Origin of the sequence: Cyanobium sp. L1E-Cus (genome assembly GCF_024345755.1) — a bacterium.
GTDB lineage: Bacteria > Cyanobacteriota > Cyanobacteriia > PCC-6307 > Cyanobiaceae > Cyanobium_A > Cyanobium_A usitatum.
This window is the reverse complement of record NZ_JAGQBS010000023.1, coordinates 1-12,974: the sequence shown is the minus strand read 5'-3', so window position 1 is coordinate 12,974 and position 12,974 is coordinate 1. Positions and strand designations below refer to the sequence as shown.

General features: G+C 61.9%; 17 protein-coding genes, 1 tRNA gene and 1 pseudogene. 9 read left to right on the top strand and 10 right to left on the bottom strand.

What is annotated here, in order from left to right; all coding sequences use genetic code 11:
- On the bottom strand, window positions 1-628 hold a 628-nt coding region (locus KBZ22_RS13740; RefSeq protein ID WP_255022395.1), incomplete at its 3' end, for a tetratricopeptide repeat protein.
- A gap of 27 nt (window positions 629-655) precedes the next feature.
- On the opposite strand from KBZ22_RS13740, the gene KBZ22_RS13735 reads away from it, so the two are divergent.
- Complete coding sequence (locus KBZ22_RS13735; RefSeq protein WP_255022394.1) at window positions 656-1,312, top strand: DNA-3-methyladenine glycosylase; 657 nt, start codon at window positions 656-658, stop codon at window positions 1,310-1,312.
- Here the strand turns inward: KBZ22_RS13735 and KBZ22_RS13730 are convergent.
- Together KBZ22_RS13730 and KBZ22_RS13725 are read right to left on the bottom strand one after the other, a co-directional pair.
- On the bottom strand, window positions 1,299-1,718 hold the full coding sequence (locus KBZ22_RS13730) for a type II toxin-antitoxin system VapC family toxin (protein ID WP_255022393.1): 420 nt from the start codon (window positions 1,716-1,718) through the stop codon (window positions 1,299-1,301). The two genes, KBZ22_RS13735 and KBZ22_RS13730, sit on opposite strands and share 14 nt — an antisense overlap.
- Window positions 1,715-1,957, bottom strand: coding sequence for an AbrB/MazE/SpoVT family DNA-binding domain-containing protein (locus KBZ22_RS13725; RefSeq protein ID WP_254942781.1), 243 nt, complete (start codon window positions 1,955-1,957; stop codon window positions 1,715-1,717). Before KBZ22_RS13725 ends, KBZ22_RS13730 begins: the two co-directional genes overlap by 4 nt.
- Window positions 1,958-2,053: 96 nt before the next feature.
- On the opposite strand from KBZ22_RS13725, the gene KBZ22_RS13720 reads away from it, so the two are divergent.
- Window positions 2,054-3,076 carry an aspartate carbamoyltransferase catalytic subunit gene (locus KBZ22_RS13720; RefSeq protein ID WP_255022392.1) on the top strand — a complete coding sequence of 341 codons (1,023 nt, stop codon included), beginning with the start codon at window positions 2,054-2,056 and terminating at the stop codon, window positions 3,074-3,076.
- A 20-nt stretch (window positions 3,077-3,096) separates the two neighbouring features.
- On the opposite strand, the gene KBZ22_RS13715 is transcribed toward KBZ22_RS13720, so the two are convergent.
- From KBZ22_RS13715 to KBZ22_RS13700, 4 genes are all read right to left on the bottom strand, one after another.
- The gene (locus tag KBZ22_RS13715; protein ID WP_255022391.1) at window positions 3,097-3,450 is read right to left on the bottom strand and encodes a DUF565 domain-containing protein; all 354 of its coding nucleotides are present in this window, start codon (window positions 3,448-3,450) and stop codon (window positions 3,097-3,099) included.
- A gap of 299 nt (window positions 3,451-3,749) precedes the next feature.
- Complete coding sequence (locus KBZ22_RS13710; RefSeq protein ID WP_094559179.1) at window positions 3,750-3,947, bottom strand: hypothetical protein; 198 nt, start codon at window positions 3,945-3,947, stop codon at window positions 3,750-3,752.
- A gap of 43 nt (window positions 3,948-3,990) precedes the next feature.
- The gene (locus KBZ22_RS13705; protein WP_255022390.1) at window positions 3,991-4,152 is read right to left on the bottom strand and encodes a PCP reductase family protein; all 162 of its coding nucleotides are present in this window, start codon (window positions 4,150-4,152) and stop codon (window positions 3,991-3,993) included.
- A gap of 33 nt (window positions 4,153-4,185) precedes the next feature.
- Window positions 4,186-4,258 (bottom strand) — tRNA-Ala (locus tag KBZ22_RS13700).
- Between the two features lie 62 nt (window positions 4,259-4,320).
- Between KBZ22_RS13700 and KBZ22_RS13695 the strand changes: the two genes are divergently transcribed.
- Together KBZ22_RS13695 and coaBC are read left to right on the top strand one after the other, a co-directional pair.
- Entirely contained in the window at window positions 4,321-4,530 is a 210-nt protein-coding gene (locus KBZ22_RS13695; protein ID WP_106632313.1) for a DUF2555 domain-containing protein, read from the top strand.
- Window positions 4,520-5,773, top strand: a complete 1,254-nt coding sequence (gene coaBC, locus KBZ22_RS13690) for a bifunctional phosphopantothenoylcysteine decarboxylase/phosphopantothenate--cysteine ligase CoaBC (RefSeq protein ID WP_255022389.1) — start codon at window positions 4,520-4,522, stop codon at window positions 5,771-5,773. The genes KBZ22_RS13695 and coaBC overlap by 11 nt, the downstream gene beginning before the upstream one ends.
- On the opposite strand, the gene KBZ22_RS13685 is transcribed toward coaBC, so the two are convergent.
- Window positions 5,770-6,096, bottom strand: a complete 327-nt coding sequence (locus KBZ22_RS13685) for a hypothetical protein (protein ID WP_254942786.1) — start codon at window positions 6,094-6,096, stop codon at window positions 5,770-5,772. The two genes, coaBC and KBZ22_RS13685, sit on opposite strands and share 4 nt — an antisense overlap.
- A gap of 141 nt (window positions 6,097-6,237) precedes the next feature.
- On the opposite strand from KBZ22_RS13685, the gene psbO reads away from it, so the two are divergent.
- The 4 genes from psbO (at window position 6,238) to KBZ22_RS13665 (ending at window position 10,855) form a co-directional block, all read left to right on the top strand.
- The gene (gene psbO, locus KBZ22_RS13680) at window positions 6,238-7,050 is read left to right on the top strand and encodes a photosystem II manganese-stabilizing polypeptide (protein ID WP_255022388.1); all 813 of its coding nucleotides are present in this window, start codon (window positions 6,238-6,240) and stop codon (window positions 7,048-7,050) included.
- 144 nt (window positions 7,051-7,194) lie between these two features.
- Complete coding sequence (gene sat, locus KBZ22_RS13675; protein WP_254942788.1) at window positions 7,195-8,358, top strand: sulfate adenylyltransferase; 1,164 nt, start codon at window positions 7,195-7,197, stop codon at window positions 8,356-8,358.
- A gap of 36 nt (window positions 8,359-8,394) precedes the next feature.
- Complete coding sequence (gene ftsH3 / locus KBZ22_RS13670; RefSeq protein ID WP_254935102.1) at window positions 8,395-10,239, top strand: ATP-dependent zinc metalloprotease FtsH3; 1,845 nt, start codon at window positions 8,395-8,397, stop codon at window positions 10,237-10,239.
- A gap of 22 nt (window positions 10,240-10,261) precedes the next feature.
- Window positions 10,262-10,855 carry a bifunctional 4-hydroxy-2-oxoglutarate aldolase/2-dehydro-3-deoxy-phosphogluconate aldolase gene (locus KBZ22_RS13665; RefSeq protein WP_255022387.1) on the top strand — a complete coding sequence of 198 codons (594 nt, stop codon included), beginning with the start codon at window positions 10,262-10,264 and terminating at the stop codon, window positions 10,853-10,855.
- Here KBZ22_RS13665 and aroC read toward each other — a convergent pair whose 3' ends face one another.
- A complete protein-coding gene (gene aroC, locus KBZ22_RS13660; protein ID WP_255022386.1) occupies window positions 10,856-11,944 on the bottom strand; it encodes a chorismate synthase in 1,089 nt (362 codons plus the stop codon).
- A gap of 59 nt (window positions 11,945-12,003) precedes the next feature.
- On the opposite strand from aroC, the gene nth reads away from it, so the two are divergent.
- On the top strand, window positions 12,004-12,657 hold the full coding sequence (gene nth / locus KBZ22_RS13655; RefSeq protein WP_254961872.1) for an endonuclease III: 654 nt from the start codon (window positions 12,004-12,006) through the stop codon (window positions 12,655-12,657).
- A 99-nt stretch (window positions 12,658-12,756) separates the two neighbouring features.
- Here nth and KBZ22_RS13650 read toward each other — a convergent pair.
- A pseudogene (locus tag KBZ22_RS13650) lies at window positions 12,757-12,974 on the bottom strand (photosystem II q(b) protein); the annotation flags it as partial.

The following is a 12,974-nucleotide window of genomic DNA, read 5'->3' as shown; positions in this document are numbered from 1 at the left end:
CATTGCCCAGGTTGTTGTGAGCGTCTGGGTAGTTGGGCTTGAGCTGAAGAGCAGTGTTGTAGGAGGCAATGGCAGCGGTTAGGTCACCCTGCTCCTGGAGAGCATTGCCCAGGTTGTAGTGAGCTTCTGGGTAGTTGGGGTTGAGCTGAAGAGCAGTGTTGTAGGAGGCAATGGCAGCGGTTAGGTCACCCTGCTCCTTGAGAGCAATGCCCAGGTTGTTGTGAGCGTCTGGGTAGTTGGGCTTGAGCTGAAGAGCAGTGTTGTAGGAGGCAATGGCAGCTGTTAGGTCACCCTGCTCCTTGAGAGCAGTGCCCAGGTTGTTGTGAGCGTCTGGGTAGTTGGGCTTGAGCTGAAGAGCTTTCTTGAGAAGTTCTATGAGCTCGTCAAATCTCCCCTGCATCCCGCAGATCGCCGCCAGATTTCCATAGACAATGTGATTTTTCGTTCCTGCTGCAATCAGGTCTCTGTATAACGCTTCTGCGTCTTGAAGCTTGCCCTGGTTGATCAGTGCAACAGCCTGCTGTTCCTTCGCGGCGTGATCCGTAGAGCCCTTGACGACCTGCTGCTTGGGTGCTGCTGCTGGCTTGGCGGCTGAGAACCCACTGCCACTCCGCTTGGGTTTGCCCACGCCATTCCACCTCCTTTGCACCAATCTATGAAAGCCCGATCTCCCAAAGCCACTCCCATAGCCACCACTCCCTCCCAGCACCTCCCCCAATCCTTCTTCGCCCGCCCCGCCGAGCAGGTTGCCCCTGAGCTGATCGGCTGCCTGCTGGTGAAACGCCAAGCCTCAGGCGAGCTGCTGTGGGGCGTGGTGGTGGAAACGGAGGCGTATTGCCAGAGCGAGCCCGCCTGCCACGGCTATCGCCGCCGCTCCCCCAGCAACGAAACCCTGTTTGGGGAGCCTGGGCGGTTTTACGTGTATGTGAGCTATGGCATCAACCACTGCGTCAACGTGGTGACAGGGAGAGCCGACTGGGCAAATGGGGTGCTGCTGCGCGCCGCGGCCATTTCTGGTGAGCCGGAGCGGCTGGCGGCGGGTCCCGCCCTATTGGCACGCTGCTTTGGCATCAATCGCTCCCACGACGCCCAGCTGGTGCATCCCGATCGGGGGATATGGTTCGCCCCGCGGCCGCCAGAGCTGGCTGCTTTGGGCGCCGCCGATCTGGTTCAAACCAGTCGCATCGGCATCAGCCAGGGCAAGGACCTGCCCTGGCGCTGGTATTGGCGGGCTAGCCGCAGCGTCAGCAGGCGGGTCAGGGGGGATCGGCAGCTTTCAGGGCAGGAGGCTGGAAGGATCAGCGGGGTGTGATCACCCTCGGTTGCAGATTCAGCGCGCGTGCAGGATTGGCGAAGCTGCGCTGATCGAAAGAGGCGATGGCCGTGCAGGCGCGGCAGCTGGCATGGTGCAGCGCATCGGCGAAATCAAGCCCGGCGCGCAGCCCTGCCAAGGCCTGTTCGATTGCGGCGCGGTCTTCGAGCTGGAGGGTTGGCAGGTTCAGCAGTGCGTCAAAGACAAGCCCAACCTGATCCCGGCTGAATCGGTAATACCCCCGTAGCACCCACTCCAATTCCAGAGCCACGGTTTTGGGCATAAACAGGGCCTGGCCCGATTCGAGCAAGGTGCGTGCGGCTTCTCTCTGCTTGACGGTGGCGTCATCGGCACCGGCTTCGTCGATGAAGTAGCGGGCCAGCACATTGGTATCCAGGCCGATCACGGCTGCAACAGCATGGCCGGATCGAAGTCGCTTGGCACGGCTGGGATGGTCGTTTTCAGCAGGCCAAAGCCGCTGGCTGTGGGGCTGCTTGCTGGTCGCGCCGGCCTCACCTCCAGGTGATCGCCCACCAATTCAAAACAAACACGGCTGCCCCTGTGCAAGCCCAGCTGCTGCCGCATCATCTTGGGAATCGTCACCTGCCCTTTGCTGGTCACGGCGCAACCGCTGGATTCAGCCATGGCGAGGCCTAGTTTGGATAGGTATTACTTGGTAAGAATAGGTGCTGTGGTGTCCCTCGGCTGGCCCTACCGTGGTCCTGTGAGTCGCCGCACCCCTTGAGCAGCTGGAGCCACCGCCACGTGCTGGATCTGGCGGCCTTTTCGCTGGATGATTTCACCACCGTGCTCACGCTGGCCCAGCGTTTCCGGGCCCTGCCGGTGGCTGGAGCCCGCAAGTTGCCCGCCCTGCAGGGGCGGTTGATGACCAGCCTTTTCTTTGAACCAAGCACCCGCACTCGCAGCAGTTTTGAGCTGGCGGCAAAGCGGCTCTCTGCCGATGTGCAGAGTTTTTCTCCCTCCTCCAGCTCCCTCAGCAAGGGCGAGAGCCTGCTCGATACGGCGCGCACCTACGTGGCCATGGGCGCCAATGTTCTGGTGGTGCGCCATCGCTGCGCCGGGGTGCCCCAGAGCCTGGCGGCCGAGCTCGACCATGCCGGTGAGCGGGTCGCGGTGCTGAATGCCGGCGATGGCCTGCATAGCCACCCCAGCCAGGGATTGCTGGATTTGTTCACCCTGGCGCGCCACTTCGCCCCTGAAGCCCCCACGCCCGCGGCCCTGAGGGGCAAGCGCATTGTGATCGTGGGCGATGTGCTCCACTCCCGCGTGGCCCGCTCCAACCTCTGGGCCCTCACCGCCTGCGGCGCCGAGGTGGTGCTCTGCGGCCCGCCCACCTTGCTGCCCGCCGCCTTCGCCGACTTTGTGGCGTCACCACCGCCAGGCCAGGCGGCCGATCCGGTGGCGGCGCGGGGCCCGGTGCGGATTGAGCGCAGCCTGGAGCAGGCCTTGGCGGGGGCCGATGCGGTGATGACTCTGAGACTTCAGAAGGAGCGCATGCATCAGCACCTGCTCACCAGCCTCGACACCTATCACCGGCAATTCGGCATCACCCGAGCGCGCCTAGCCTCCTGCGGCCCGTCCGTGCCACTGCTGCATCCGGGCCCGGTGAATCGGGGCGTGGAGCTGGCGGGAGATGTGCTCGACGATCCCGCCGTTTCACTGGTGGAGGAGCAGGTGCGCAATGGTATCCCTGTGCGCATGGCTTTGCTCTATCTGCTGGCCGCGTCAGAACCGCTGGCTTGAAAAGCTTTGCAGCAGTTGCATCAGAGCAACTTGAAGCCGTCAAGCAGCAAGCCGTAGAGCAAGCCGATTCGTGCCATATCGAGCAATTGCAGCACGAGTGCATCGCCACCACGACGTATCAGCGGGCCCCTGGCGCGAATGGCTAGCTCGATGGCGGCCACGCAGATCAGTGCCCCCACCGGGTCGAGCTTGGCCAGGGTGCCGGTGATCGAGCCGACGGCTCCGCCAATGCTGAAGCTGATCAGCAAAACGATCAACAACAGCGCTAGTCGCCGCCAGGGATTGGCTGCCCAACTCTCTAGGGCCGCCCGAGCCTGGGCAATTCGTTCCTGAAAGCCGGTCTGTTGATAACGACTTCCGGGAGGTGAGGCCATCACGGCTGAAGGGTTATCAGCGAGGGCAAAAAGGGGAGGCAGGGGTGCTGAAGGCGGCGATCCCCATCACCCGGCCCGAGCCCTGCCATTGCCTGTCTACACCATCTCTGGCGTGGGCGCAGCCTTTTGGCGCTACATATAGGGGATTCCAATAAAAAAGCCCGAGGCCAATGGCCCGGGCTGGGTGATGGGGACTGAGCAACCAAAGCGCCTCGCTGGCCAATGATCAACTGCCCGCAGACGTTTGCCAGAGCGTCCCAAGGGGCTTGACGTCCCCCAGGGGCTTCCCGATCTGGGTCTCAGCCGTCGCTGTCCTTCTTGCGTGAAGATTTGCCCTCGAGGAGCTCCAGTAGAGCTTCCATCTGGGCCATAACCCCACGTACCTCGCCGGCTTCTGGAAGTAAGCCGTCGTCCATGACACCCTGGTGCATTTCTCGGAGCTCCTGGCGGATGTACCGCAGGTGGCTAACCACCTGTTCGCGTTTCGACTGCGACATCTATGGGTGTTCTACTGATGCACCCTTTTACCGCATCGCCGGTTCACTTCTGGCCAAACCTTGCCTTGGCCTGCTCGTAGAAGGGGGCATCGATGGCGCTAAGACCAGCCTCCTGAGCCATGGATTCGATGCGGCGCCGCACCGCTGGACGTACAAAAAAGGGCACTTCCTTAAGTTTGGCTTCGGCGTCTTGATGCCAATCCATAGGGCTGACCAGCAGCACTTCTTTGAGTAGTAATGGAGAATAGGGGACTCGAACCCCTGACCTCTGCGGTGCGATCGCAGCGCTCTACCAGCTGAGCTAATTCCCCGGCTTAGGGCTCTCTTGTCCCTACAAGCCCATTATTCCCGACCCACCTCCCCAGCAACTTCCATGAACGCGTCGATCACCCCCGAACGGCTCGCCGCTTTCGATGAAGCTTCGATAGCCGAACTCGCCCGTCGACTGGAGGAAGACGACTACCCCAGTGCCTTTGACGGCTTAGCCGATTGGCACCTGATGCGTGCCCTGGCGATCCACCAACCGGAGTTGGCTCGGCCCTACGTGCATCTGGTGGACCAGGAACCCTTTGATGAGGACTGATTCGGCGGCTGCTGCTGACCCCTTGGTGCACCCGCTGGCGGGTCGCCGCGTGTTGGTGGGTATCAGCGGCAGCATCGCTGCGGTCAAGCTGCCTCTGGTGGTGAGCTCCCTGGTCCAGTGCGGCGCCGAGGTGCGTTGCCTGGTTACGCCGTCGGCGGCCCAACTGGTAAGTCCGGTTGCCCTTGCCTGCCTCAGCCGCAATCCCTGCAACCTCGATGCGGATCAGTGGAGTCATCGCGCTGCCAGGCCGCTGCATGTGGAGCTGGCGGAGTGGGCTGAGTTGGTGTTGGTGGCGCCCTTGAGTGCCACCAGCCTGGGTCGTTGGGTGCATGGGTTGGCTGACAGCCTGTTGGCCAGCACCCTGTTGGCAACCGAGGCGCCGGTGCTGGCTGCTGCGGCCATGAACACTTCAATGTGGATCTCCCCGGGAGTGCGCCGCAACTGGGAGCTGCTGCAGGGCTTTGAGCGGGTGTTGCCCCTGGGACCTACGGCGGGCTTGTTGGCCTGCGACCGGCAGGGGGACGGTCGTATGGCAGAGCCGCAACAGCTCCTACTGGCCTTGCAGTGTCTGCAGCTGTGGGGTTGGCAGCGGGACTGGGCTGGCTTGCGGCTTTTGGTCACTGCCGGCCCTACCCGCGAACCACTGGATCCGGCCCGCTTCCTCACAAACCCCAGCTCCGGGCTGATGGGTGTGCTGCTAGCCCAGGCAGCCCGGCTGCGTGGGGCGGAGGTGACTTTGGTGCATGGTCCGTTGACCGTGGATTCCCAGTTGCTGGAGGGCTTGGCTTGTGTGCCTGTCCAGACGGCGGCCGATATGGAGCGGGCCTTGATGCGTCTTCAGCCTTGTGCCGATGCCATTGCCATGGCGGCAGCTGTGGCCGACCACCGTCGCCAGCAACCGCTCCCGCACAAACTGACCAAAGAGGAGCTTTCCGTTGAGCTCGCCTCCGGCTGGCAGCGCGTGCCCGATCTTTTGGCTGGCCTGGTGAGCCGCCGGCACCCCGGGCAGCGGATTTTGGGTTTCGCGGCCCAATCGGGCGATGTATTGGCTCAGGCCCGTGCCAAGTGGGCCCGTAAAGGCTGCGACCTGCTGTTCGCGAACCCGATAGATCAAGCCGATGCGGGCTTTGGCGTGAACAGCAACCACGGTTGGCTGCTGGGAGGGCAGGGCGGTGAGCAACGCATCGAGCCAGGCTCAAAGCTGGCGATTGCCCAGCAGTTGCTTTCCGCCCTGAGGCCCTAAGCCACCAGAGTCTCTTCGGCGGGCAGGGTCTCGTCTGCAGCAGCTTCGTGCTGGAGCAGATCCATGAAGGTGCGCAGTTGCAACCTCGGGATGTAGGGCCAGCCCCCACTGCGCTCGACGCTTTGCAGCAGGCTGAACAGCTGGCTGCGGTCGGCTGGAAGGCTGCCCCGGAATGGACCGTCTTGGACCGAGCGATGCAGCTGCTCGAGCTGGCGCAGCAGGGTCAGCAGGTCTTCAGGCTTGCCTTCGAGCTCACTTGCCAGCTCGTTTAATTGCTGCAGCTGGTTGGTGAGACGGCCTTGCTGGGATGGGGTGAGGCTCATGACTGGTCTTGCTTTGCGCTCGCGTCGGTCTCTCGCATACAGGTTGTTGAGAGCCGCGACATCGTACGGGGAATAGCAGATTTGCACCGGTAGGATCGGCGACAGCCCAGTTCCCATCCACCGTCTCTGCGGCGTTTCCCCATGAGTTTTCGTCCTCTGCTGGCTCTTGTGCTGGCGCTGTGCCTGACCCTGGTGACCGCGTGCAGCGGTGGCGCCAAGGCCGTGGATCGCGCCAATCTCACCTACGAAGACATCCACAACACCGGCTTGGCGAACGACTGTCCGACCCTGCCGGAATCGGCCCGCGGCTCGATCTCCCTCGATTCCACCACTAAGTACCAGCTCCGAGAAATTTGCATGCACCCTGCCGAGGTGTATGTGAAGGGTGAGCCAGCTAACAAGCGCCAGGAGGCACAGTTTGTTGCCGGCAAAATTCTTACCCGTTTCACCTCCAGCCTTGATCAGGTTTACGGCGATCTGGCCGTTACTGCCGATGGCCTTAGCTTCAAGGAGCTTGGCGGCATCGACTTCCAGCCGATCACAGTGCTGCTGCCCGGTGGTGAGGAAGTGCCCTTCACCTTCTCCAGCAAGGAGTTGTTGGCCACGGCTGATGGTTCAGCTCTGACCACCAGCACCGACTTTGAAGGCCCTTACCGGGCTCCTAGCTACCGCACCAGCAACTTCCTCGACCCCAAAGGTCGGGGCCTAACAACTGGCTACAGCAGCGCTGTCGGCCTGGTTCCTGCTGGAGATGAGTTCACCGGCGAAACCGTGAAGCGCTATGTGGATGGCTCCGGCACTATGAACCTCTCAATTACCAAAGTCGATCCCAGTACAGGCGAGTTTGCAGGCGTGTTTACTGCAATCCAGCCTTCTGACTCCGACATGGGCACCAAGGCGGTTGTCGATGTCAAGATCGTCGGCCAGCTCTATGGCCGCCTAGAGCAGATTTGACCCCTGGGCGCTAGCTCGCAGTTCTTGCCTGCCTCTTTAAGGCCCCATGGGGGCCTTTTTTATTGTGTCTTGGGTCTTTTTATTGGCACTTGAGCCTCGACTCCCCCGGTCTGGGAGAATCCACCCCTTGCTGAGTTGGCCTCCATGACCGCCGCTGAATCCGCTGGCTTGATCGCGCCTCACGGTGGGTCTTTGGTGAATTTGGCGGTGCCTGCGGCTGAGCGCGAGTCGCTGCTCGCTGGGGTGAGCTGCAGGATCGAGTGCAGCGATCGCAATGCCTGCGACGTTGAGTTGCTGGTGGTGGGAGGGTTCTCGCCCCTGCGGGGCTTCATGCATCAGCAGGACTATGAAGCCGTGGTGGCGGGCCACCGCACTACCAGTGGCCTGTTGTTTGGCCTGCCGATCGTCTTCGACACCGACGACGCTTCGATTGCTGTTGGCGACCGGCTGCTGCTCACCTATCGCGGTCAGGAGCTGGCCGTGCTGACGGTGGAGAGCCGCTGGGAGCCTGATAAGGCGCGTGAGGCTCAGGGCTGCTATGGCACCACCTCTATTGAGCATCCGGCGGTGAAGATGATCGCCACCGAGCGGGGCCGCATCTACCTCGGCGGCAGCATTCAGGGCCTGGAGCTGCCCAGCCGGGTGTTCCCTTGTAAAACGCCCGCTGAAGTGCGCTCCACCCTCCCCGCTGGCCAGAGCGTGGTGGCTTTCCAGTGCCGCAACCCCATTCACCGCGCCCACTACGAGCTGTTTACCCGGGCATTGGAAGCGGCCAACGTCAGTGAGCAGGGTGTGGTGCTGGTGCACCCCACCTGCGGCCCCACCCAGGACGACGACATTGCCGGCGAGGTGCGCTTCCAGACCTACGAGCGGCTGGCGGCTGAGGTGAATAACGCCCGAATTCGCTGGGCCTACTTGCCTTATTCGATGCACATGGCCGGCCCGCGGGAGGCTCTGCAGCACATGATCATCCGCAAGAACTACGGCTGCACCCACTTCATCATTGGCCGCGACATGGCCGGCTGCAAAAGCTCCCTCAGCGGCGAAGACTTCTACGGCCCCTACCAAGCCCAAGATTTTGCCCGCGACAACGCTGCAGAGCTCGGGATGGAGACCGTGCCCTCGCTCAACCTCGTCTACACGGAGGAGGAGGGCTATGTGACCGCTGAACATGCCGAAGCCAGGGGGCTGCATATCCGCAAGCTCAGCGGCACCCAATTCCGTCAGATGCTTCGTGGTGGCGAAGAAATCCCAGAGTGGTTTGCCTTCCGTAGTGTGGTTGAAGTGCTGCGGGCCGCAGCCGGTTAACATTCCGTAACTGACTTCTCAGCTGAGGCAAGGTTCTTGAAGAAGCGCTGGCGCAACGCGGGGCTCTATGTCCTTTTGGTGATCGTGATGATCGCCGTGGGTACGGCCTTCCTCGACAGGCCCGACCCGGCCAATGCGCCGCGCACCCTCCGCTACAGCGACTTCGTAGAGGCCGTTCAGGACAACGAAGTTTCCCGGGTGCTGATTTCCCCTGACCGGGGCACGGCCCAAGTGGTCGAAAACGACGGACGCCGTGCGGTCGTCAACCTTGCTCCTGACAAGGACCTGCTCAAGCTGCTCACCGACCACAACGTCGATATCGCGGTCCAGCCCAGCCGCGAGCCCGCTGCATGGCAGCAGGCCGTTGGCAGTCTGATTTTCCCGCTACTGCTCCTTGGTGGTTTGTTTTTCCTGTTGCGTCGCGCCCAGGGTGGTGGTGGCAATCAGGCGATGAATTTCGGTAAGAGCAAGGCGCGGCTTCAAATGGAGCCCCAAACCCAAGTGACCTTCGGCGACGTGGCCGGCATTGAGGGAGCCAAGCTCGAGCTCACAGAAGTCGTTGACTTTCTCAAGAACCCAGATCGCTTCACCGCGGTTGGCGCCAAGATCCCCAAGGGTGTGCTGCTGGTGGGCCCTCCGGGCACCGGTAAGACCCTGCTTGCCAAGGCCGTGGCCGGCGAGGCGGGCGTTCCCTTCTTCTCCATCTCCGGTTCGGAGTTCGTTGAGATGTTTGTGGGTGTGGGCGCCAGTCGCGTGCGCGACCTGTTCGAGCAGGCCAAGAAAAGTGCTCCCTGCATCGTCTTCATTGACGAAATCGACGCCGTAGGCCGCCAGCGTGGTGCCGGACTCGGCGGTGGTAACGATGAGCGCGAGCAGACCCTCAACCAGCTGCTTACTGAGATGGACGGTTTTGAGGGCAATACCGGCATCATCATTGTGGCTGCAACAAACCGCCCAGATGTGTTGGATGCAGCTTTGATGCGCCCGGGTCGTTTTGACCGCCAAGTGGTTGTAGATCGTCCCGACTATGCCGGCCGCCTGCAAATTCTCGGCGTCCACGCCCGAGGCAAAACCTTGGCGAAGGATGTCGACCTCGACAAGATTGCTCGCCGCACCCCTGGCTACACCGGCGCTGACTTGGCAAACCTCCTAAACGAGGCCGCGATTCTCGCTGCCCGACGTCAGCTTACTGAAGTTGCGATGGACGAGGTTAATGACGCCATCGAGCGCGTCATGGCTGGTCCCGAGAAGAAGGATCGGGTGATGAGCGAGAAGCGCAAGCGGCTTGTTGCTTATCACGAAGCTGGCCACGCCCTGGTTGGTGCTCTGATGCCCGATTACGACCCTGTGCAGAAGATTTCGATCATTCCTAGGGGTAATGCAGGCGGCCTCACCTTCTTCACCCCCTCTGAGGAGCGGATGGAATCGGGTCTCTATTCCCGCGCCTATCTGCAGAACCAGATGGCAGTTGCCCTAGGTGGTCGGGTTGCCGAAGAGATCGTCTACGGCGAAGACGAAGTCACCACCGGCGCCTCAAACGACCTCCAGCAGGTAGCCCGCGTTGCCCGTCAGATGGTTACCAGATTCGGCATGAGCGATCGCCTTGGGCCAGTGGCCTTGGGTCGCAGCCAGGGGGGCATGTTCCTGGGTCGCGATATCGCTGCAGAGCGTGATTTCTCTGAAGACACCGCTGCCGCAATCGACGAGGAAGTGAGCGACCTAGTGGCGGTGGCCTACAAGCGCGCCACTTGCGTTCTCGTCGACAATCGTTCGGTGCTTGATGAGCTCGCCGAGATGTTGGTAGAGAAGGAAACAGTCGACGCTGATGACCTGCAGGAGCTGCTGATCCGCAGCGACGTGAAGGTGGCGGAATACGTCTGAACCGCCAACGCTGGTAGCCGCTTTGCACCGCCAGCCTTTGCTGGTGGTGCTTCGTGCTTATGACCTGCTTGAGCTGCTGCCCTGTTTAGAGCGTTTGCAGGAGCTGGGTGTTCAGCATGTAGAGCTTGCTTGGAGCAGCCATCCCCGTTGGGTTGACCAGGCGATTGAGCTTCGTCAGCGCTTCGCGCATTTGCGCTTGGGTGCGGCTTCGGTAGTTGACTTAGCTGGCCTTAAAGCTGCTGCTGCTGCTGGCCTGGGCTATGCGGTTTCACCGGTGCTGGATCGTGACTTGATTGAGGCTGCAATGGCTCTGCGTTTGCAGTTCGTGCCAGGTGTGATGTCTCCATCAGAGGTGCACCTAGCGCGTTTGTGGGGATGCTCCATCGTCAAGCTCTTCCCCGCAGCTGCGCTGGGCCGCTCCTATTGGCAACGACTAGCAGCTCCTCTGGCTGGCGCTGATGGCTTGCCCTTTTGTATTGCGGCAGGTGGACTTGGCCCTGCTGATGTGGAGCCTTGGCTGGCTGCCGGAGTTGATGCGGTCGCCTTGGGTGGATCCCTGGTTAACCCCGCCGATTGGGAGGCGTTGGCCAGGCTTGTCGAGCGCCTGAGGACCTAGTTACCACAGGCCGCACTGGCCCTTTTGGCGTAGCAAGTGATCGGCGAGCACTAAGGCCACCATCGCCTCCACCATCGGCACGGCCCGAGGCAGTACACAAGGGTCGTGCCTGCCTTTGGCCTCCAGTGTGGTGGCTTCGCCACGGTCATTGATCGTCTGCTGGGCCTTGCGGATCGTGGCGGTGGGCTTGAAGGCCACCCGAATCACGATTTGCTCGCCGTTGCTGATGCCCCCCTGGATGCCACCGGAATTGTTGGTGGCTGTGTGCAGGGAGCCATCGCTTGTGGGTAGGAAGGCATCGTTGTGCTCGCTGCCCTTGAGCAGGGTGCCTGCGAAGCCCGAGCCGATTTCAAACCCCTTGGTGGCCGGCAGCGACATCACCGCCTTGGCCAGGTCCGCCTCGAGTTTGTCAAATACGGGCATGCCAAGGCCCATTGGCGCCTGGCGCACCAGGCAGGTGATCACGCCGCCGCAGGAATCGCCCTCCCGGCCGATTGCCTCGATGCGCTCGATCATCTGGGCTGCCATGGCTTGGTCGGGGCAGCGCACGATGTTTGCTTCCACGGCCGCCAGGGTCACCTGTCCTGGGTCGATCGAAGCCTCAAGGTTGTGGATGCGCTCCACCCAGGCGATCACTTCGGTGCCGTGGGCCTTGGCCAGGAGCTGTTTGGCGATAGCCCCGGCAGCTACTCGGCCGATGGTTTCGCGGGCAGAAGCCCGGCCGCCGCCGCTGCGGGCTTGTATGCCGTACTTCGCTTGGTAGGTGGCATCGGCGTGGGAGGGACGGAAGGCCACTTCCATTTCCCTGTAGTCCTGCGGTCGCTGATCCTTGTTGCGCACCACCATCGCGATCGGTGTGCCGAGGGTCATGCCATCGAGCAGGCCACTGAGAATTTCGACCTGGTCATCCTCCTTGCGGGGGGTGGTGATCTTGCTCTGGCCTGGCTTGCGGCGGTCGAGTTCGGCCTGAATCGCTGCTAGATCCAGCTCCAATCTCGGCGGACAGCCGTCGATGATTACGCCAACCCCGCCGCCATGGGATTCGCCGAAGGTGCTGATCCGAAAGAGATCTCCGAAGCTGCTGCCCATGGCCCACCTGCGTTGGGGCGAGCCTACAAACTGGGCTTCACCTTTGGCATAGCGCGATCTTGAAGAGGCAGGAGCGTGTCGCCCTAATCATGGAGCGGCTGCAGCAGCACTACCCCGAAACCCCTGTACCTCTCGACCACAGCGATTCCTTCACGCTGCTGGTGGCGGTCCTGCTGAGCGCCCAATGCACAGATAAGAAGGTCAACGAGGTCACCCCGGCCCTGTTTGCAGCTGGCCAGGACCCTGCTGCGATGGCAGCCCTGAGCGAGGAGACGATCCTGGCCCATATCCGCCAGCTTGGCCTGGCGCGCACCAAGGCTCGCAATGTCAAACGCCTTGCCGAGCTCTTGCTTGAGCGCCATGGCGGCATGGTGCCCCGCAGTTTTGAACAGCTTGAGGCCCTGCCTGGGGTTGGTCACAAAACCGCAAGTGTGGTGATGGCCCAGGCCTTCGGTGTGCCCGCCTTCCCCGTAGACACCCACATCCACCGATTGGCGCAGCGTTGGGGTCTCAGCAGTGGCAAGAGTGTTGTGCAAACGGAGCATGATCTCAAGACTTTGTTTCCTAAAGAAGCCTGGAATCGCTTGCACCTGCAGATCATTTTTTATGGGCGCGAATTCTGCACGGCCCGGGGTTGTGACGGCACTATCTGCCCCCTTTGCAGGGAGCTCTATCCCCGCCGGCGCACTGCTGTGATCTGGCGTAAGCCCTGATTTACAACTTGCCCACCACCCAACCAATAAAAAAGCTCCCTCGTGAGAGGGAGCTTTTGGGATTCCGTTATGTCCCAGCCGTAGCTGGGCTGTTGACTATCAACCGATTGCAGGTGCGGTCAGTGCCACGGGGGTGGCAGTAGCAGCAGCAAGGTCAAGCGGGAAGTTGTGAGCATTGCGCTCGTGCATTACTTCCATACCCAGACCAGCGCGGTTCAGAACGTCTGCCCAGGTGTTCACCACACGGCCTTGGCCGTCGAGGATCGACTGGTTGAAGTTGAAACCGTTCAGGTTGAAGGCCATCGTGCTCACGCCAA

Excerpts from the sequence above, each read along its gene's own strand:
- KBZ22_RS13710 (WP_094559179.1), bottom strand. The coding sequence starts at position 3,947 with ATGTCGCAGTCGAAACGCGAACAGGTGGTTAGCCACCTGCGGTACATC.
- psbO (WP_255022388.1), top strand. The coding sequence starts at position 6,238 with ATGAGTTTTCGTCCTCTGCTGGCTCTTGTGCTGGCGCTGTGCCTGACC.
- coaBC (WP_255022389.1), top strand. The coding sequence starts at position 4,520 with ATGAGGACTGATTCGGCGGCTGCTGCTGACCCCTTGGTGCACCCGCTG.
- KBZ22_RS13705 (WP_255022390.1), bottom strand. The coding sequence starts at position 4,152 with ATGGATTGGCATCAAGACGCCGAAGCCAAACTTAAGGAAGTGCCCTTT.
- KBZ22_RS13715 (WP_255022391.1), bottom strand. The coding sequence starts at position 3,450 with ATGGCCTCACCTCCCGGAAGTCGTTATCAACAGACCGGCTTTCAGGAA.
- KBZ22_RS13695 (WP_106632313.1), top strand. The coding sequence starts at position 4,321 with ATGAACGCGTCGATCACCCCCGAACGGCTCGCCGCTTTCGATGAAGCT.
- sat (WP_254942788.1), top strand. The coding sequence starts at position 7,195 with ATGACCGCCGCTGAATCCGCTGGCTTGATCGCGCCTCACGGTGGGTCT.
- KBZ22_RS13725 (WP_254942781.1), bottom strand. The coding sequence starts at position 1,957 with ATGGCTGAATCCAGCGGTTGCGCCGTGACCAGCAAAGGGCAGGTGACG.
- KBZ22_RS13735 (WP_255022394.1), top strand. The coding sequence starts at position 656 with ATGAAAGCCCGATCTCCCAAAGCCACTCCCATAGCCACCACTCCCTCC.
- aroC (WP_255022386.1), bottom strand. The coding sequence starts at position 11,944 with ATGGGCAGCAGCTTCGGAGATCTCTTTCGGATCAGCACCTTCGGCGAA.
- KBZ22_RS13685 (WP_254942786.1), bottom strand. The coding sequence starts at position 6,096 with ATGAGCCTCACCCCATCCCAGCAAGGCCGTCTCACCAACCAGCTGCAG.